This is a genomic window from Accumulibacter sp., assembly GCF_031732815.1.
In the GTDB taxonomy this organism is placed as follows: Bacteria; Pseudomonadota; Gammaproteobacteria; order Burkholderiales; family Rhodocyclaceae; genus Accumulibacter.
The window spans coordinates 1-19,193 of the sequence record NZ_JAVMKF010000234.1; the positions used below are offsets into that span (position 1 = coordinate 1).

At 58.6% G+C, this 19,193-nt stretch carries 11 protein-coding genes; 5 read left to right on the plus strand and 6 right to left on the minus strand.

From position 1 onward, the window contains the following. The first annotated feature begins 569 nt into the window (after positions 1-569). On the plus strand, positions 570-962 hold the full coding sequence (locus tag RKP46_RS14485; protein ID WP_311107287.1) for a hypothetical protein: 393 nt from the start codon (positions 570-572) through the stop codon (positions 960-962). 31 nt (positions 963-993) lie between these two features. On the opposite strand, the gene RKP46_RS14490 is transcribed toward RKP46_RS14485, so the two are convergent. Further along, complete coding sequence (locus RKP46_RS14490) at positions 994-4,593, minus strand: AAA domain-containing protein (RefSeq protein WP_311107288.1); 3,600 nt, start codon at positions 4,591-4,593, stop codon at positions 994-996. A 501-nt stretch (positions 4,594-5,094) separates the two neighbouring features. On the opposite strand from RKP46_RS14490, the gene RKP46_RS14495 reads away from it, so the two are divergent. Continuing rightward, a complete protein-coding gene (locus RKP46_RS14495; RefSeq protein ID WP_311107289.1) occupies positions 5,095-6,168 on the plus strand; it encodes a hypothetical protein in 1,074 nt (357 codons plus the stop codon). Between the two features lie 82 nt (positions 6,169-6,250). Here RKP46_RS14495 and RKP46_RS14500 read toward each other — a convergent pair whose 3' ends face one another. After that, on the minus strand, positions 6,251-7,345 hold the full coding sequence (locus RKP46_RS14500; RefSeq protein ID WP_311107290.1) for a toll/interleukin-1 receptor domain-containing protein: 1,095 nt from the start codon (positions 7,343-7,345) through the stop codon (positions 6,251-6,253). Between the two features lie 352 nt (positions 7,346-7,697). Here RKP46_RS14500 and RKP46_RS14505 point away from each other — a divergent pair, with 352 nt between their 5' ends. Next, positions 7,698-8,498, plus strand: coding sequence for a hypothetical protein (locus tag RKP46_RS14505; RefSeq protein ID WP_311107291.1), 801 nt, complete (start codon positions 7,698-7,700; stop codon positions 8,496-8,498). A 117-nt stretch (positions 8,499-8,615) separates the two neighbouring features. Here the strand turns inward: RKP46_RS14505 and RKP46_RS20255 are convergent, their stop codons facing one another. Together RKP46_RS20255 and RKP46_RS14510 are read right to left on the minus strand one after the other, a co-directional pair. Then, positions 8,616-9,023 (minus strand): tetratricopeptide repeat protein, encoded by a 408-nt coding sequence (locus RKP46_RS20255; protein WP_409194152.1) that lies wholly within the window; start codon positions 9,021-9,023, stop codon positions 8,616-8,618. Positions 9,024-9,398: 375 nt separating this feature from the next. Continuing rightward, positions 9,399-13,661, minus strand: a complete 4,263-nt coding sequence (locus tag RKP46_RS14510; protein WP_311107292.1) for an RHS repeat-associated core domain-containing protein — start codon at positions 13,659-13,661, stop codon at positions 9,399-9,401. A gap of 410 nt (positions 13,662-14,071) precedes the next feature. Here RKP46_RS14510 and RKP46_RS14515 point away from each other — a divergent pair, with 410 nt between their 5' ends. Beyond that, complete coding sequence (locus tag RKP46_RS14515; RefSeq protein WP_311107293.1) at positions 14,072-15,214, plus strand: IS1595 family transposase; 1,143 nt, start codon at positions 14,072-14,074, stop codon at positions 15,212-15,214. Here RKP46_RS14515 and RKP46_RS14520 read toward each other — a convergent pair. Continuing rightward, a complete protein-coding gene (locus tag RKP46_RS14520; RefSeq protein WP_311107294.1) occupies positions 15,161-15,691 on the minus strand; it encodes a hypothetical protein in 531 nt (176 codons plus the stop codon). The two genes, RKP46_RS14515 and RKP46_RS14520, sit on opposite strands and share 54 nt — an antisense overlap. Before the next feature lie 146 nt (positions 15,692-15,837). Here RKP46_RS14520 and acnA point away from each other — a divergent pair, with 146 nt between their 5' ends. Beyond that, positions 15,838-18,531 (plus strand): aconitate hydratase AcnA, encoded by a 2,694-nt coding sequence (gene acnA, locus RKP46_RS14525; RefSeq protein ID WP_311107295.1) that lies wholly within the window; start codon positions 15,838-15,840, stop codon positions 18,529-18,531. Between the two features lie 105 nt (positions 18,532-18,636). Here the strand turns inward: acnA and RKP46_RS14530 are convergent. Then, the coding region (locus tag RKP46_RS14530) for an ABC transporter substrate-binding protein (protein WP_311107296.1) at positions 18,637-19,193 on the minus strand (557 nt) is incomplete at its 5' end.

Sequence of the window (19,193 nt, forward strand, 5' to 3'; positions counted from 1 at the left end):
AATGCCGAGGGAACCTATATCGCGGACAGCGTGTCTTCTTAACGTGGAGATCAATCGCAATTATGTATCTGATGCACAAAACTAGGTTAATCAATCGGTTACGGTTAGCCCAGTTTTGTGCTCAGGGGCCGCTCTAGCCAGTCGATGACTGGCCTTCTCTCGGAACCTGCGAAAGCGGGTGTCGAGAAAAGTCATCACACCGATTTAACTTGGCCGATTACGTCATTGGTTGGCGATCATTCAATACGCGATGTGCAGCTCCTGCCTTTGTCGGTAGACGAACGACTCCTTCGCCATCAACCGACGCCCAATTTTTCCATCCTAAATCTGGCTTGTAACAACAACGCTTGCAGGTAACGGTTTTGTCTCGTGAGAGACCAACGCCCACGACTCTGCGTTATGAGTCGCTTCAATCAGCATATGGCGCATTTTGCCTAAGCTGGTCTCCCTAGCCAGCCCAATCCAACACAACGAAATTTCGCGGGATTAGGTGTGACTAGGTTTTCAATCCGAACGGGAATGCCACTTCCCGTTCGGGGCGTGGTGCCCCATTTATTTTGGAGAACACCATGAATGCAGCACTACTTCTTCCACTCGTGAAGCAAGCCCAAGCCCACGGAAAGCGATTTCTCGTGTTGCCGAATCACTTTATCCCGGTTGACGAGGCGCTCCGTTGGAAAGCGTCGTACGAGGAGAAGCTGGTAATAGCTTGCAATTATCTTGAGCAGTACCGTAGCGACCCGAAGCAATATGGCGTGGCCTTGGGGTTAATTCGGATTCGTTCGATCGTGAGATCAGCAGCTCATGACTTCTGCACCTATCTTCGGGATCTCTGCATCTTGACGCAGCCGGCTGATTGGCCTCCGTTGCCCAAGGAGTTGAAAGCCTATCCTGAGGTCCAAGAATATTGGAGTGCGGGTTTTGAGGACACGAGAGCGCAGTTTTACTCGGATCCGGACTAGATTTGCTACACAACCACTTCGGCCCTACACCTCACGGTGTGGGGCCATTTTTATTTTGTGTTCTGCTCTGGATAGTTCCTATTCTCTCCATGAAATCCGAGGGTGAAATCCGAGCAACGTCGGGAGGTACCAGATAACGAAAATACGTTCTGGATCCCCAGACGTCGAAATCGCCAATCATGAAGAAACGGTGCTCTGCTCTCGTTAAAGCGACATTCAGAATGTTCGGCTTCCTGGAAGCCCAGGTCACGGCCCCCTCCGATTTCTCATCGCATCCGAGAACCATCCAAACCACTGAGGCTTGTTTCCCTTGGAAGGTATGGACCGTACCAATATGCGACTTACACCATTTGCGCACTGCCGATTTTGTCAGTGGCTTACCATCGTTGCCGAAAACTCCCGACCAGCAGCCTACGTCGGCTAGCCTGGCCCTCAGCATGGAAGCTATCCGGCGAAACGGCGATATCACGTATATCGGGGGAAGGTCGCCGATTGATCGGGCAAGCTCAACCAATCCTTCTGCAACCAGTTCAGTTTGTCCAGGAACGACTTGCTTGTTCTCCGTGGCACCGGAAATCTGAACCCAGGCACTATCTCCCAAGTTGAGCGAGTCACTCGGAGGCCGCCGATCTTCCGCTCCGAAGATCATCTTGCCCTCATAGGCAATCTCGTTGGCGATGTTGAACATCGGGTCAGAGCAGCGACGATGGACACGTAGTGGGCTACCAATCCAAGTATTTCCAGACTCCGTTGATCTATCGGCCACATGTGCCCCGAAAACGTTAGCTTCGTCCGCCAAATTCTGGACCGAGCGTTTGTGGGGAGCGACGTTTTCCTGGGCAACTCCCGAACATCGCTCCAATTCCTCGATCAATTTCGCGGGCACGGTGAACACGGGTTCGATCTGCAATGGATCGCCCACCACCATTGCCTTCCGGCAGCGCCAAAGTGCGCCGACAGCCGCCTGCGGCACCGCTTGTCCTGCCTCATCAATGAACAGCCAGCCCAGGGATCCAGGCCCAAGCTCCCGGAATTGGTTGGCGATAGAGGCGAATGTGCTGGACACCACAGGAACCATCATGAACAAGCTTTGCCAGATCGGCTTGGCGTGATCGGACTCCAGCAAGCGCTTGCCACCAAGAAGTGAGGAAATAGCGAAAAGGTTTCCGCCGAACCCACCCTGCTGTTTGGATACCTCCGCCAGCCATGCCTCGTGCAAAGTAAGCGCCGCTGCGAATAGTCTGGAGCGGCGGAGGTTTAGTTCAGGATCAGGCCAGAGCCCTTGTATTTGTGTCTCGGCGCCTTCAATGCCGCTACCGGCGTGCCACTGAGCCTCCACCAGCGGAAATTGAGGGCCAAGAGCCGCTATCGCGCATTGCAGCTCATTCCATCGTGCCTCTCGCTGCTGCAGGTAATTCTTGGCTGTTTTACGCGCGGAATCGGCAGCTGCGCTTGCCGATCTGGCAGGGAGTAATTTCGGTTCAAACTCGATCTTTTTGAGGAGAGCGTCAGTTTCCATCGCGTCATAACGCTGTTTTTTCTCCTGGAACGCTGTTGCAGCAGCGCGATGCTCACGCCGCGACTGGCTGCTGAATAGCCACTTAAGCATTGAGATTTTGGGGCTTTCGTTCCGAAGCCTGAGCCGGTCAATGGTTTCTAATTGGCTGGTGACGGAAGCCAATTCTGCCGAGATCGATTGCAAATCCGCCTGCGCCGACTGCCAAGCTGCCTCGGCTACATCAACAGATTGACGTTCATTCGACGTGTAGCCATCGAGAGTCAAACCTGCCGTCTGCTCGAGAGCGTTGACGTACTCAGCAAGACTCGCCTGGCGGTTCGAGACGTCGGTTTCCGCCTTCCGAAACAGGTTGGCTGCCTCCGAGAAAGTTGGGCCTTTATAACCTTCGCGCCACTCCCAGATGGATTTATGGAGTTGTGGATCGTAACCTTTCGGGGGATTCTCTCCATCCTTGACTGCTTTCCCAAATACGCCATCCAAAAACCGTCGCCTGTTCGTCCGATTTCCCAAGGCACAGGCAATTAGTCCCCACGGGCTATCGTCGACGGATAGTTGGTCGAACTGCCCCTTTTCATTCCGAGCTGCATATTGGGTAGCCACTGGCTGCAAATAGGTCCACTTCGGAGTCCCGTTGCCATGCCTCCAGGCCAGCTCCTTTCGCCGATTGACCTTCTGGCTGCCAAGGGCACTAGCCTTGGGAAGATCACGCGAAATGTTCTCAACGGCCGCATTATTCGTTGATGCGACCACGATCTCAAACCCGGTCAGTTCCTGTTTCAAGCGGGAGATGCGCGTCGAAGTGCCCCCTTCAAACTCAACGGAAACAGCAGGGGCTGCTTCGAATGCGTCCCGAGCACTGGGGAGAGCGGCAAGCACCCGCGCTCGTTGAGTAATGACCTCGGCGAAAATATCGCGCAGGAGCGTCGTCTTTCCCGTGCCAGGTGGTCCATTGACCGAGAAGATGCCGCTCACTTCCATCGCTTCAGTGGCTTCGTTAATCGCGAACTGCTGCATGAGGCTCATATAGTGCCCAGGCTCACCTAACCAGTGTCCCCCCGGTAATTTGCCGGGATGGAGCCTGGCGCGTATTCGCATACAACCATTCTCCGAGTAGACCGAAACCCGCTTGGAGGCGGGCACTGGAGTAAGGTAGGCAAGGAGCGGGGGCGGAAGGCTCTCGGAGGCAAGCGTTCTCAGTACGCGCTGGATGTCTTTCGCGTAGAAGCTATTCAGAATGTCGATCTGATCATCGGTATCAGCATCGTCATCTGGATCGTCATTGTCGGTGCTAGAAGGCCTAGGGTTATCCCGCGATGGCGAGTTCGGCGTAGGACTCTCGGCGGCCGCTTGATCCTTCTTCTTTGATTCCTTGGCGGCTCGGGCTCGGATTACAACCACCGGAAACTCCGAGGAGTCAGGTGTGAAGTCCGCCCAGGAACAGAAAATCTTTACCAGTTGCTCGATTTCAGTGCGAACGAGCGGCAGGGGGGCCGAAGGACTGCCGTCGTCCTTTTGCGGTCCAGCTGACCGATCTTTCAACCTTTGGGTCTGGAAATCGGCGAGCTCGTGCTGCAGAGTCTTGAGATTCGACTGGAAGTCATCGAAGTCCAATCCTCCGAGACCGAATGACTTCAATCGGCCAAGAGCCCAAGGCACGGTCGATACCGACACTTTGTCCCATTGAGGTTCTCCAAGCACATTGAGCGCCACCTTGGCAAAACAGGTCAGCCCCTCGTAATCGCCACGCTCAAAGTCCTCGTTGTCTTCAAGCTCCGAAGGCTGATTCCGCAAGGTGGCTCGTACCAACCTGTTCAGCAATTCCTTGTCGAAAATCCCCAAATAGAGTTCAAAGCCAGAAAGCCGCTTTCCTGCCGGAACTCGCGGAACGTCCCACAGGTCACCGCAGCTTTGTGGTTGTATAGAAGCCAAGTGCTTTGCAGTGATACGGCGTACCGCCCAGTCCTTGTCTTCGTGATCAAGGATCTGTTTCTCAAGATCGTACGGTATAAAAAACTCGACCTTGTGCCAAAAATCAAGAACTCGGCGGCAATTTTGGGAGGGCGATGGTGTGCCGTTGCCAGATTGAGCAGCTTGCAAGCGGGAGGAAGTCATGTGCGAAATCCTGCCATTGCTGTTAGCTATATGACAAGTTCAAACGTTGCGGGAATTGGGCTGTAGGCACCGGTCGATTTCCGATCATTCGCCGGCGGCACGGTGGCTCCGCTACTTCTCGGTTTGGCGCCGGGAAACGATCTTGCCAGGGCGGATAGGCGGTATGCAAGCGTGATGGCCGTCCGCTATGGAAAGCCAATTCCGTTTCGGACGTGGGCGAAACGTTGGCAATTATGCCCTTCTTCCCGCGCTACCGGTCTCGATGAGGTCGGTAAGCCAAGTGGAGAGGCGACCAGCAGGCCACGGTGCCGAACTCGCCACGCCGCTCGCCACGGGTGGATGGTCAGCGGCCGGAAATACCGCCTTACCTCTGTGATAATGTCCATTCACGCACCTATCGAATTTGGCAAAATTCCGTGCCGCTGTGACTATGCCGAACGATTTTAATCGCGCTCAGCCCCGGAGAAAAGATCGACTATCACACGCGGCAGAGAGGACGTTGTGGAAATCACCGCTGAACTGATTCAAGCCGGTACGAGCGACCGAGGCGGATTGTCCAGGCGGCAGCTCGCCCTACTCGGCGTTGCCTGGCCACCCGGGAGCGGGTGGAAGCAATCAATCATCGGACGTTCAATACCGGACGCGGACGCAGACGAGTTCGTGCGGCTCGCCGGACGACATATCGAGCTTAAAGCCGAGAGGAAGGCGAAGCCGGTGAATTGGTGCGGCGCCCCAGAGCCTGTCGATATCTACCTCTATGTTCTGGCGCTCGCCGATGGCTGCTTCTACGTTGGCCTTACGTCGGACGTCGGCAACAGAATGGCGCAGCACTTTGCCGGAGAAGGTTCGGAATGGACCAAGCTACATGTTCCGCGGCAGATTCTGCACACCATTTGCACGGGTACCAAGGATGGCCGTGCAGCTGAGCTGATGGAGGACGAAGTCACCGTCACATTGATGGCTCGTCATGGCATCGAGAAGGTGCGCGGTGGTCATTTCAGTGATCCAGATCAGGCCTCGGTCGAGGGCCATCTTCGCGGGCACGGCCGATGGGAACAGATCAAGAAAGCGCAGCTCTCAAGGGAGTCTTTCAATACTGAGGCAAACTGGGCAGACGCCCTGGACGAGTTCCTTGAGTTGGCGCTGAGATACTACGATGCGGGGGCGCCGGCAGATCTGCATGACGCGGTCTTCAGCGCTTGTTACCGACTTACCCGCTATCGATACTGGCACGAAGATTTCGCTCCCGGCCTCAGTTGGCAGTTCTGGAACCGGAAAGGCATCCTGCCCGTGCTCCTTTCGTTCAAGCTTGGCCGGCCAGTTGGAAATCGTTTGGCCTCGGTCTATGACGTCCTCGCAGCAGCACTCACGCGCGGGCAGAACGGGACGCACCCTCTGCGGAGGCTCTTTCTGAAGACGTGGCAAGCCTACACGCCAGAGACCACAAAGAACCAAGCTGTGACGGTGAGTCGGTTCTTGGAATACCTAAACGATGGAACTGAAGCCGATCGACGATACGATGCTTTCGTCTCAATCCTATTTCCAGAAACGCGGCATTTACTTCGGCGGATGTAGGTGCACGCACCCCATCGGTGAGGAGCGACTGAAGAGGAGAACAGTCCGATAAATCGCAGAATCCACGAACGATGGCAAATTCTTAGAATGGGATCTCGTCCGGCGCATCGCTTCGCCGAAGTGATATCTTCCTTCCGTGGATGTCGAATTCGTTTCCTGTAGTTTTTTCCAGAAACGTTCGTAGGCGACGATTGTTCTGGTGGGTCAAGTATGTCGCGCCATAAAGTTGATCGTTTCGATAGTAGGCATCGATAATCATCTGTAATTCGCCGTCAGTCAGTTTTTCGACAGCGGCTTCCAGCCGTTGAAACCTGATGGTCGTTTCACCCCAACTGGGCGACTCAGCGAATGCCTTTACCACTCCGGTCTGCAAGCGGGTCCGTGCACCGAGTGCGTCCCGGAGAAGCGGATACAGTCTGGCGGCTGCGTCGTCTGGCTCGTCAAGCTTCGCCTTCATCGCCTGGATGTGGCCGATAAAGCCTGCAGGATCTGCTTTCCCAAGCTTCACGCATATGATCGGCGTTCCAACACCGAGAGCGTACCCGACCTCTTGGTTGGTCCATGTGCTCCCGTGGAAATCGTCGGTCAGAAACACAAGCATGACTTCCATGGTCTCGAGTCCGCGCATTATCTCCAGTCGCCATTCTGTCATTGGCGCGATCGTGTCATGCGCTACGAAGCATGAGAAGCCATACCCCTCAAGAGCCTGAGCGAGGTCTTGTGCTGCTGCCTTATGCTCATCGCGGTGAGTGATGAATACTCGGACAAAACTTGGCTTCCATATCGTAAGTGCATCAGGCGACACCACTGGCTTTTCGCAGATCGATACGGCCTGTTGGAAATCAGCATCGTTCTCGTCGTTCAGTTCAAAAACTACGGTGCTGATGAACTCGCCCGGGCGCTGTGGTGCGATCCCTCTAAGATCCCGTGTGAGTGTTTCGGTGAGTTTTTCCTGCTGTTTAGGGCTAATGGCAGCCAATGCCTCAAGCGGTAGATATAGCCGCACGTCGTGCCCATAAGTACCACCATCCCAGTTGTCGTACTGGATCCCCTCGTCGACATAAACCCGAGCTGCATCGATCAGCGACTTCAGCGTCGCATTGTCAGTATCTCCAGCATAGTGGTGGCTCAGCCTCAATAGATAGCCCGGGATTTTCGCGGGTAAGTAGTAGCTCATCGGAGAAACAACCATAATTCAAGTGAGGCGGTCTATATCTGGATATAGCTCCAATCAATCGGATCGGATCGGGTTAGACATACATCGGATGAAGAGCGATTTTCATCAACGCTTGAATTTGTCATAGCCCATGTGAATCATATCACTGCCCGCATTGCTGCCGTCTTGACACTCCTTTCTGGCAACGCATAATGGGCGGAGGCATCACGGACTGCCTGCCGCCCGCAACGGCGAAACCTCATGGGTTCCGGAATTAAGATTTCCCTCTCTCCATGTTCATAACCTTGGCGTTATACGTGGCGTAGAAAGCGGGCTTACTACCTTGTCACCGCCATAGTTTATGGAATGGATCATGTCGATTGAACAAGCAAAAAAACAGGCGAAGAACCTTCGCCGCCTGCTTCCTGCCTTCATTACAGAGCACCCCGATGGCGGCAAGCTCGCCGATTTTCATGAGTTGATTGCCAGAACCCACGGCTATCCGAGCTTTCACGCAATGTCGGAGGCCTACAAGGTGACCGATCAGAAGCAGCCTGATCATTCTGGACTCGGCGCTTTGTGTGTCGCCTACCAGGGTATCGAGTCCTGGGAGATGTACGACCTCAATGGCAATCCGAAGAAGCCTAAAAGGATGGCCTATGCTGAGTTGCGCTTACCGGTCGCCGACTATTCCGAGGAAGACCCCCTGTACGCGGTGACAGAGGAATTTGACGAGGCCTGCGACATGGAAGGCGGGCTCACCGGCGATTTCGACGACTACTCGCAGCAATCGCTCAACAAACTGCTTCGTCTTGCCGCCAAGTTGACCAAGCAGGAACCGGCATTCGTCGACGGATACGCCTTCCAGGTCGGTACCTATGTCCATACTGGCCAGAACAGCAAAGCCATCAGCCTCGCGGAACCGCTGGTGGCGGCAATCTTCGAGATGATTGCCAAGTGTGCTGACGAGCACAAGGCCAAGGAATTGTTGATGCCGTACGTGTGCCTAGCCAACCGGCCATTTCATCGCCTGGCACACGGGCTGGTGTTGGCCTATCTTGCCGAGCGCAACACCGACAAAGGTGTTTCGTTGGCCAAGCGCATGTTTGCGCTCTGGCCAAACGACAATATGGGTTTTCGATTCATCATTGCGGATCCCTACGGCATCGACTGAATCTCGCTCGATGAGATCCGACAACGGCAGTTATCGACGAGGCGGAGTAAGGCTAGGCGAACCGCACGTCTATTCGCAGCACCGGAGGTGCACGCAGATGAACGGAGTGGAACATTGCTATCTGTTGTTATTTTCGACGTACCCACCATCTTTTGAAAACTTCAACCACCAAGCGGCCTCCGCAGTATCTGTTTCTACGCTCGACCCTTCCAGAAAATTCCGACCGACATAGTGAGCTGCATAAGCAGCGGGATCTTGCATGCCATCGGATCGATATGCGGCTCGCCTGAACCACTTTATCGCCGTATCTCGGTCCCGAGTTACCCCCCAACCATATGCGTACATTTCACCAACCAGAAACTGAGCGCGGCCATGGCCAAGCGTTGCCAACAATTCAAGTCTCGACTTCGCTGTCTCATAATTTCCAGATTTGAGTTCCAACAGGGCGTCTTCGAAAGCTGATGAACATGCTATGTATCCTCCTGAGAACAACAAGGCAAGAAGTAACAGCGATCTCGCAACCATTTTTCTGCGCACGGGATGGAGCGTCTTTCTCAACTCAGTCGAGCAAGGTTTACTGCAACCAGAAGGGTCAGAAGGAATACTGATATCAGATTAAACGCGATAGCAATGCGGAACGGCTTCTGATTGAGCGACGCGCGCCTAGACTGAGCGCTTCCGAACCAGCAAACCACAAAAAAAAGAGCAGCGAGCAGATAGAACGTAGCTACCGTATCAAGGTTCAAATATATCGGAGATTTAAAATCAAAATTGAACTTAAAGGCCTTCATCACAGCGGCCCAGCAACGTTCCAGAACGAGCACTAGTTCAACTAAGCCGAATGCTATAGCAACGATTCCTAAGTTGCGCACCAACGGTCTATTTGTCATATGCATATTTTTAATACGAGTTGATCACGGTAATTCGCCCATACCGAAATAGTTGCTCATTGGGCGGAGCCCCCGGCCTTCGAGACTTGCTTTTTACGGTAACGTTGTCAGTCTTCGTTTTCTGAATTAGTTTTTGCACTTTTCTCCAAGAGTCATCATCATCAGCCGCGATGCAGCCCGTCGTTCGTCCAGGTCGATGTAGTCTCAATTCTTTCCTGCCTGTGCGTGATTGCTTATCGTCACCGTAGCTATCATCGGCGGGTTCTAGCCTGAAGTAGTCCGGGTCTGGGTGCTGGAGGAGATCATAACTTCCATTCGGGATTGGATCGCCGAATGGTCTTCCTCCGGAACCGAAGCTCCCAGAAACAGACTCGCCGGTCTCAAGGTCATGTAGCGTAAGTTGTCCCGTGGCTTGGTTGTAAATACCGTAGACGTATAGTCCTAGTGGGTCCAATCCAACCAGCGGATTTGATTTTACGTAGCCATAGACATTGATTCCCCCAGCGAGCCCAATCGGATCGCTCTGCACATACCTTCCACCCTGGAAGTCATACGTCCTGAACCAGTTATCCCGCATTCGTGTTTCGGGATCTTCATACTGCCCCGGGAACCTGAGCGGGTTCGCGATAGTTGCTCCTTGAGCAACCGTCGTCTCCCCGAACGCCAGCGCCTTCGCCTCCCAAACAATGCTCCCCTGCGCATCGATCACCTTCTGCGGCGTGCCCAGATGATCGTTCTGGTAGTAGAAGATCTCGGGGCTCTGCCCGTTGGTCTTCGTCGTCTTGATGTAGAGCGGATCGGTACCCCAGATGTTTTGGGGCTGCCAGCCGTACTCGGTCGCGATGCTCCCCGTCGGCGTCGCCTCGGCAATCAGGCCTTCGTCGCTGTAGAGGAAGAAGGTCGTGTTTCCAGTGGTGGTCTTCGCAATCCTTCTGCCGAACGGATCGTACTGATACGTCGCAACCGTGTTGCCGTCCCTGTCCTTCACCTCAACGAGGCGGTTGGCGGCGTCGTAGATGAATTGCTGGTTGTCGGTCGGCTCGCTGCTCGTGCTCTGCTTCCTGGTGAGGGATCCGTTGTCGTCCCAGGTGTGGGTGACCGGGTCGCCATTCGTGGTGAAGCTCTTCAGCAGCTGGTTGTTGCCGTTGTATTCCCAGGTGTTGGTGGCGAGGAGGCCGTTGGTCCGGCGGTCGGTGAGGCGGTTGCCGAGCTTGTCGTAGGTGAATTCCTCGTTGGGCAGCCCGCTCGGGTTGCTCACCGCGGTCAGGCGGTAGAGGTCGTCATAAGCGTAGTCGTAGCTGCCGTGCTCGGTGGCTTTCTTCGTGATGTTGGATTCGGCGTCGTAGGTGTAGGCGTAATCCAGTTTCGTGGCCTGGCCGGGGTCGTTGAGCTTGATCCGGGTCGGGCGCAACAGGGCGTCGTAGTCTCTTGTCTGGGTGCTGCCGCCGGGGAAGCTGATCTTCTTCGGGGCGTTCCATTGCCGTTCGGCGATGCTCAGCTGGCCGGCGGGCAGGCTGACACCGGCGAGCTGCTGGTTGGCGTCGTAGCGGTATTCGGCGGTGAGGCCGCCCGGCGTGGTCTGGCGGGCCTTCTGGCCGGTCGGCGTCCAGGTGGTGGTGAGGGTGTGGCTGTTGCCGCCGATGGTGATCGTTTCCTGGGTCTTCCTTTGCAGGGCATCGAGGGTGTAGCGGGCGCTGTGGGCTACGGCACCACTGGTGCTGTTCTGGTCGGTGTAGCCGGTGAGGCTGCCGACGGGGTTGTAGCTGTAGGTGATGGTTCGGGTTGCGGTCTGGCTGTTTGCGGGGAGGTGTTTCTCTTCGACCCGGCGGCCGGCGGCGTCGTAGGTGTATTGAAGCCGGTTGCCCTTGGCGTCCTGATACTGGGTGAGGTTGCCGGTGTCGTCGTACGTGTAGGTCTGGGTCTGGCCGAGCGGGCGGGTTTCGCTGGTGCGGCGGTTGTTGCCGTCGTAGGCGTAGCGGGTGGTGTTGCCGTTGGCGTCGGTGACGGTGAGGAGGTTGTCGCGCTGGTCGTAGGCGTAGCGGGTGACACCGCTCATTGGGTCGGTGACTTGCGTGAGGCGGTTAAGGCCGTCCCAGGCGAGCGTGGTGACCTTGCCGTTGCGGTCGGTGATCCTGGTGAGGTTGCCTTTGAGGTCGTAGTCCTGTTTCGTGGAGTACGAGACCGCTTCGGAGAGGATGTCCTTGATCTCGGTGTTGCGGTAGCGCGGGTCGTAGGCGAGTTGCCGGGCGAAGCCGGGGAACTGGATGCGGGTGGGCAGCGGGGATTTGCCGTCCGACCCGTACTGGTAGGCGGTGGTGTTGCCGGCGCCGTCACGGCTTTCCTTGAGGCGGCCGTCGAGGTCCCAGGCGAGTTCGAGCAGGCGGCTGCCGGCTTCGTCGATACGGGCGGTGGGGCGGCCGAGGGCGTCGTATTCCTGCCTGCGGGTGTGGTTGAGGGCGTTGGTGGTTTGCGTGAGGCGGCCCCGGGCGTCGACGGTCCAGGCGGTGGTGTTGCCGCCGGCGTCGGTCTCGCTCCTGGGGTCGCCGGCCTTGGTCCAGGTTCTGGTGGCGGTCTGGTCGAGGGGGTTGGTGCGGCTGAGTTCCTGGCCACGGGCGTTGTAGCCGGCTTTCCAGACTTTGCCGCGGGCGTCGGTGACTTCGATGGGCAGGCCAGCAAGATTGTATTTCGTCTGGGTGAGCTTGCCTTCGGCGTCGGTGAGTTTGACCGGGTTGCCCTGGGCGTCGTATTCGAAGCGGACGGTGCTGTCTTCGATGCTGGCGCTACCGCCATTGGGGAGCGTGACCGCCCCGCCCTTCCGCGTGATGGCGGTGATGAGGCCGAAGGCGTTGAGGGTGTAGTCGGTGATGCGTTGTTCGGGGAGGCCGAGGGCTTCGGTGGTGCGGGTGCGGTTGCCCTTGCTGTCGTACTCGTGGGTGGTCTTGATGCCGAGTTCGTCGGTGTCTTCGAGGAGGCCGTTGTGGGCGGCGGAGTAGCGGGCGCGGCTACTCGATCCGTCCGGGTAGGTGGTCTTTACGACGTTGTCGAATTCATCGAGGGTGGTGACCGTGCTTCTTCCCTGGGCGTCGGTGCTGCTGCGGGTGCGGTTGGCGGTGTCGATGGTGAGCGTGCTTTGGGTCTTGCCGTTCAGGTCGCTGCGGATGAGGCGGCCGTCGTTGTCGTACCAGCGTTCTTCTATCCTGACGCCGGCGGCGGTGGCGGGATGGGTGATGCGGTTGTAGAACTCGCGTTTGGTCTTGTTGTAGTCGTAGAGGTAGCCGGTGGTGGCGCCGTCGGCTTCGGTGACGCTGGCGATGCGGCCGGTGGGGCCGTAGCCGAGGCTGCGCACCCGGCCTTCGGGGTCGGTGGCGGTCTTGAGGCGTTTGCCTTCCCAGGTGTAGGTGGTGGTGTGGCCGAGGACGTCGGTGACGCCGGTGAGCTGGGCGCCGCTCCATTGGTATTTGATGCTGCGCGGGGGGGCGTTGTTGCCTGATATGAGGGCGGGGTTGTCGCGGATTTCGGTGAGGCGGTCGCCGCTCCAGATCCAGGTGAGGACGGTGCGGCCGAAGTGGTCGCGGACCTTCTTGATCTTGTCGGCGTCGGGGCCGCTGCCGTATTCGATCCAGACGCGGAGGTCGTTCCTGTCGCCGTAGGCGACGATGCGGCCGTTCTGGTCGTAGTCGATCCATTGGCCGCCGCGCTGGTACCAGCGGTAGCCGGGCTGGGTGGCGAGGGGGAGTCCGCCGGCGAGGTTAGCCGAATTCGTGGCGCCGTCGAGGCTGGCGGGGGCGCTGCCCTCTCCGGCGCCGGGAGCGAGGACGCTGACCGGGGCCTTGCGGATGAGGGCGCGGGCGTCGAACACCCAGGCGTCGCCTCGCCTTTCGAAAAGGGCGCTGTTGCGGTCGATGCTCTTGACCGAGCCGTCGAGGGCGTCGAGGTTGAACTTGAGGGGGTTCCATCTGGCATTGATCTGCCAGCGGTCGAAGACGTAGTCGCGGGTGACGCGGATCGGGCCGCCGAGGACCTGAACGCGGAGGTCTTCGATCTCTTCTCGGTACTCGCCGTTGGGGAGGGCGACTTCGGCGCGGGCGGTAGCCGAAAAGACAAGGAGGCCGGCGATGATCGCAAAAACGAGGCCTTCGATGCAGACGCAAACATAAGCGCCTGTGCTGCGCACTGAGGTGGAGAGGGTCGGGAAGATCATGAGAGAAAGAGGGGGGTGATTGTTTGGTCGATGATTGTCGAGGTCTGGCCGCCACTCGTGAAGTTTCAACACTACACGTGCCTTATGGCAGTCAACGATGACCGCCACTGGTTCGCTCGCCAATAGTCAATACGATTATGAAAAATGGCTAAAACTATCACGGCTGGAAGCGAATTCCCAGCTCAACGGAATCCGATATACGGACGGCCGCTTGACCGGACGTGATGCTGTGCGGTAAATTTCAGTTTGGCGCTTACGGGTTCGCGCCAGCCTCACCGAACCTGCTCTTTGGCGGCTCCGCCCGCTGACCTCCCCGACCGTTATCCGGGGCTAATCCGTCCAAGCAATCCCTTACGGACGCCAGGTTTCTGGTTGCTTTCATAGCAAGAAGATAATTCGGAAACACCATACCCGGATCGGTAGTGTGGTGGCATGGATCGTATTTCCCATGCCCCTTCGCAATCCTGGATCGGTGTGCCGTCATGACCGCGCATTTCTGGCTGTCGGCCGGCGCCATCACGATCACCCAGGAGTCGATCGGTGCGATGACGGACGATCAGGCTCGAATGTTCCTGGCTGAATTGCGCTGGGGGAGCGAGGACCAACAGGTTTGTCCGGAGTGCGGCGTCATCGACCGCCACTACAACATCCGCACCCGCGGGCAATGGCGATGCAAGCACTGCTTCCACACCTTCTCGGTGACATCAGGCACGCCGCTCGCAGACCATAAGCTCAGCTACCGGAAACTGCTGCTCGCGCTATTCGCTTTCGTGATCAACCAGAAAGGTCTGGCGGCGCTGGCGCTCCGGCGGATCATCGGCGGCCAATACAGAACGTCGTTCACCCTGCTGCACAAGCTGCGCGAAGCGATCATGCTCACGACCAGCCAGGATCAACTGGAAGGTGTCGTGGAGATCGATGGCGGCCACTTCTCCGGCCGGAAGCGGAAGGGGCGCAAGAAGCGAAAGCCCGATGCGAAGAAGAAGGCCGTTCCGAACAAATATGCCCAGCACCGCAGCAAGGCGTCGCGGTCGGCATTTCCGTTTCACCCGAACCGGCGGATCATCATCGTGTTGCGAGAGATTTCTCCGGAAACGACCGGGGCCATCAACAAGTACAACGGCAAACCGATCGGGAAAGGCGCTACGCGAACAGTTGTGGCGGTATGCCGCTCCGAAAACAACACGGATGTCGAAGCACTCATCAGGCAGCATGTGGCCACGCCGTCTACGATCCGGACGGATGAATTGCACGCCTATTGCAACGTGAGGCTGATGGGCTATACCCACGAGGTAGTGAATCACTCGGAGGAGTTTTCCTCCGACGAGGGCTACAACGAGAATCAGGCAGAAAGCTTCTTCAGCAGGATGCGTCGGGCGTGCATCGGCATCTACCACCGTGTCACGCCGAAATACATGCTCGACTACGCGACGGAAACCGCCTGGCGCGAAGATGTCCGGCGGAAAGACACACGTACCCAACTGGCCGACCTGTTCTCCCGAGTGAGCAGGGCGGGCTTATCGAAGGATTGGATCAACTACTGCCATGGCAACCGCAGGCAGGTGGAATTGCTATTTCAAGGGAGCGCCAATCCAATGCCAGTGGGCAACGGAGTGGCCGTCTAAAACCGTTTCTTCCGGATACCGGGCGACAACGCCTTGTTGGACAAGCTTGCGAAGCCGTTTTCTGATCGAACTGCTCGTTTCAGCGCGCTCGGCGTTGGTTCCTACCGGCAGACCGAATTTCCTGACCAGGTGGACGACGATCTCTCCGGTGGATTTCGGTTCGCCGTCCTGTTGAAGATAGCGAACGAGTTCCTTGATAATCTTGCCGTAGGAAGTAGTCGGGAGCTTCGGCCAATGCCGGATGGCTCGAATCTCATCGGCCGCAATATCCGCTTGCTCCCCGAGCTTAGGCCGTAGCGCAGCAACCCTTGCTTCTGCAAGCCGCATCTCGGAGCGGGCCGCCTTGAGTTCAGCGGCGGCCAGCTTGATCCTGTCTTTAGCTTTTTCAGCCGCGATTTTGTGAGTCAGTACCTCGCCCTTGGCGTAGGCGATTTCACGAATGATGCGGTTCAGCTTGTTTCCGAGAAGGTTGGCCATCCCGGAATTATCGCCAATGGCCCGCGGCTAGGTCGTGTGCGTCAGATGCATAATTGCGAGATCAATGGTCAAGACCCCGGTTCAAGGGGGGGGAAAGATTGATTGAAGGCTCTGGAACATCGCGTACCTTCGGCAAGGAGAAAATTATGTCCGAGTCTCTCGATCCTTTCTCTGCACTCCGCTCCTTCTCTTTTGGAGCGGTTCAGTCGGGGAAGTTTTACGCCCTCAAGGCAATCGGAAGCGAGCGACTACCGCGCCTGCCGGTCTCCTTGCGCATCGTTCTCGAATCGCTGCTGCGTCATTGTGACGGCCGACGGGTTAGCGAGGCGCAGGTGCGGGCGCTGGCAAACTGGCAGCCTAATGCCGTACGCAGTGAGGAAATACCCTTCGTCGTCGCACGTGTCGTGCTGCAGGATTTCACCGGCGTGCCGCTGCTCTGCGATCTCGCCGCGATGCGCGAAGCCGCGGCGCGCGCCGGTGCCGATCCGCGCCGCGTCGAGCCGCGGGTACCGGTCGATCTGGTCGTCGATCATTCGGTACAGGTCGACCATCAGGCCAGCGCCGATGCGCTCGATCTCAACATGCGGCTCGAATTCAAACGCAACGCCGAGCGCTACCGCTTCATCAAGTGGGGCATGCAGGCCTTCGACACTTTCCGCGTCGTGCCGCCGGGTGTCGGTATCGTGCATCAGGTCAATCTGGAATGGCTGGCGCGCGGCCTGCGGCAGGCGGACGGCGTTTTCTTCCCCGATACCCTGGTGGGCACCGATTCGCACACGACCATGATCAACGCCCTCGGCGTCGTCGGCTGGGGCGTTGGCGGCATCGAGGCCGAGGCGGCGATGCTCGGGCAGCCGGTCGCCTTCCTCACGCCGGATGTCGTTGGCGTGCATCTCTCCGGCCGACTGGCCGAGGGCGTTACCGCCACCGATCTGGTGCTCGCCGTCACCGAACGCTTGCGCCGCGCCCGCGTCGTCGGCAAGTTCGTCGAATTCTTCGGCGAGGGCGCAGCGACGCTCTCGCTCCCCGACCGCGCGACAATCGCCAACATGGCACCCGAGTACGGCGCTACGATGGGCTTCTTTCCGGTCGATGCGGTTACCGTCGATTACCTCGCCGCTACCGGCCGCAGCGCGGAGGAGGTGGCGGCGTTCGCTGCCTACTTCGAGGCACAGGGCCTGTTCGGCATGCCGAAAGCTGGCGAGATCGACTACAGCGAGGACATCGTCATCGACCTCACGGCGATCCGCCCCGCCGTCGCTGGGCCGCGCCGGCCGCAGGACCGCATCGAACTTCCTGCGCTGCGCGAGCGCTTCATCGAGCTATTCTCTGCACCCGCGGCAACGGGCGGCTACGAACGGTCGGCAGAGGAACTCAGCAGGCGGCACGCGCTGGCGCTTTCCTCTGGCACCGTGGCCGACATTGGCGACGGCGACGTGCTGATTGCAGCGATCACCTCGTGCACCAACACCTCCAATCCCGGCGTGATGCTCGCGGCCGGTCTGCTCGCGCAGAAAGCGGTGGCGCGCGGGCTCTCCGTGAAGCCACGTGTGAAGACGTCGTTGGCGCCGGGTTCGCGCGTCGTCACTGACTATCTCGCCGCGGCCGGCCTTTTGCAGCCGCTGGAAAAGCTGGGTTTCCACGTTGTCGCCTACGGCTGCACCACCTGCATCGGCAACGCCGGCCCGCTCGATGCGGCGATCGAGACGACGCTTGCCGAACACGATCTGGTCTGCGCCGCCGTGCTCTCCGGCAATCGCAACTTCGAGGCGCGCATCCACCCGGCGATCAAGGCCAATTTCCTCGCCAGCCCGCCGCTGGTGGTGGCGTTTGCCATTGCCGGGCGTGTTGATGTCGACCTGGCCAGCGAACCGCTTGGGCGCGGCCTCCAGGGCGAGCCGGTGTACTTGCGCGACATCTGGCCGAGTCCTGCCGAGGTGGCTGCGCTGCTGCACCATGCGCAGGCACCCGGTGCCTATCTTCGCCGCTATCGCGACCTCTCCGATGCACAGCCGCTCTGGCGGGACATTCCGGCACCGCAGGGCGTGCGCTATGCCTGGGATGCCTCGACCTATATCGCCGAGCCGCCCTTCCTCGCCGATGCAAGACCACTTGCCGGCGATATCGTCGGCGCACGCATTCTTGCGGTGTTTGGCGATTCGGTGACCACCGACCACATCAGCCCGGCCGGCAACATCAAGACCGGATCACCGGCTGGCCTCTACCTGCAGGAGAGGGGTGTTGCCGTCGCCGATTTCAACAGCTACGGCGCGCGTCGCGGCCACCACGAGGTGATGCTGCGCGGCACCTTCGCCAATGTGCGCATCCGCAACCTGATGCTGCCGCCGAAGGCCGACGGAACACGCATCGAGGGCGGCTTCACGTGCCACCAGCCCTCAGGCGAAGTGCTGCCGATCTTTGAGGCGGCGATGCGCTACCGCGCCGAAGGCGTGCCGACGGTGATCTTCGCCGGAGAGGAATACGGCACCGGATCGAGTCGTGACTGGGCTGCCAAGGGCACCGCGCTGCTTGGCGTGCGCGCCGTGATCGCGAAGAGCTTCGAGCGCATCCACCGCGCCAACCTCGTCGGCATGGGGGTGCTGCCGATCCAGCTGCCGGCTGACTGCGGCGAGCTGCGCCTCGCGGGTGACGAGATTGTCGGCGTAGTTGGTATCGAGAAAGGCGTTAGGCCACAGCAGGCGGTGACTCTCGTCATCCGCGCTGCTGTTGGGGGCGAGAGGCGTATCGAAGCTCGGCTGCGCGTTGATACCCCTGTTGAGGTCGAGTACCTGCGTGCCGGAGGCATTCTGCCCTACGTGCTGAAGCAACTCACCGCGTAACACTCGTCGTTCGAGTATCGATCGAACATCGGACGAACACCAAAATTCGTGCGCCGACTTCTCTCCGAGGCCTTCCCGATCGTCACCAACAAGGCCGGGATCCAGTCAGCGATCGACGCCGGTCTGCGCGACAGCGCCTGAATCCGCCCACGCACGGAAGAGGTCGAGCAAGGCAGGCAATCCCTCGCGGATCGCCACCGGACCGGGATTGAGGATGACCGCCGATTTCAGTTCGTGGATCTGCGCATTCGCCACCGCCGGCACCGCGGCCCAGCCGTCACGGGCGGCAACGCGTTCCGGCCGGAAATGCTTGCCGCACCATGAGCCGATGATGATATCCGGCGCCCGTCGCACGATCTCCAGCGGATCGGCAATGATGCGCTCCTTCGCCGACTGGCACAGCGCGCGCTCGGCGAAGATGTCCTCGCCGCCGGCCAGCGCGATCATCTCCGAGACCCAGCGGATGCCGCTGATCGGCGGCTCGTCCCATTCCTCGAAATAGACGCGTGGCTTCTTCGCCAGCGTGGCGCCCTCGGCCCGCACGCGGTCGATGATCGCCTGCAGTTCGGCCACTATCGCCAGCGCCTTATCCTCGGCGCCGACCAGCCGGCCGACGGTGGCGATCATCGCCAGGATGTCGTCAACGCTGCGCTGGTTGAAGG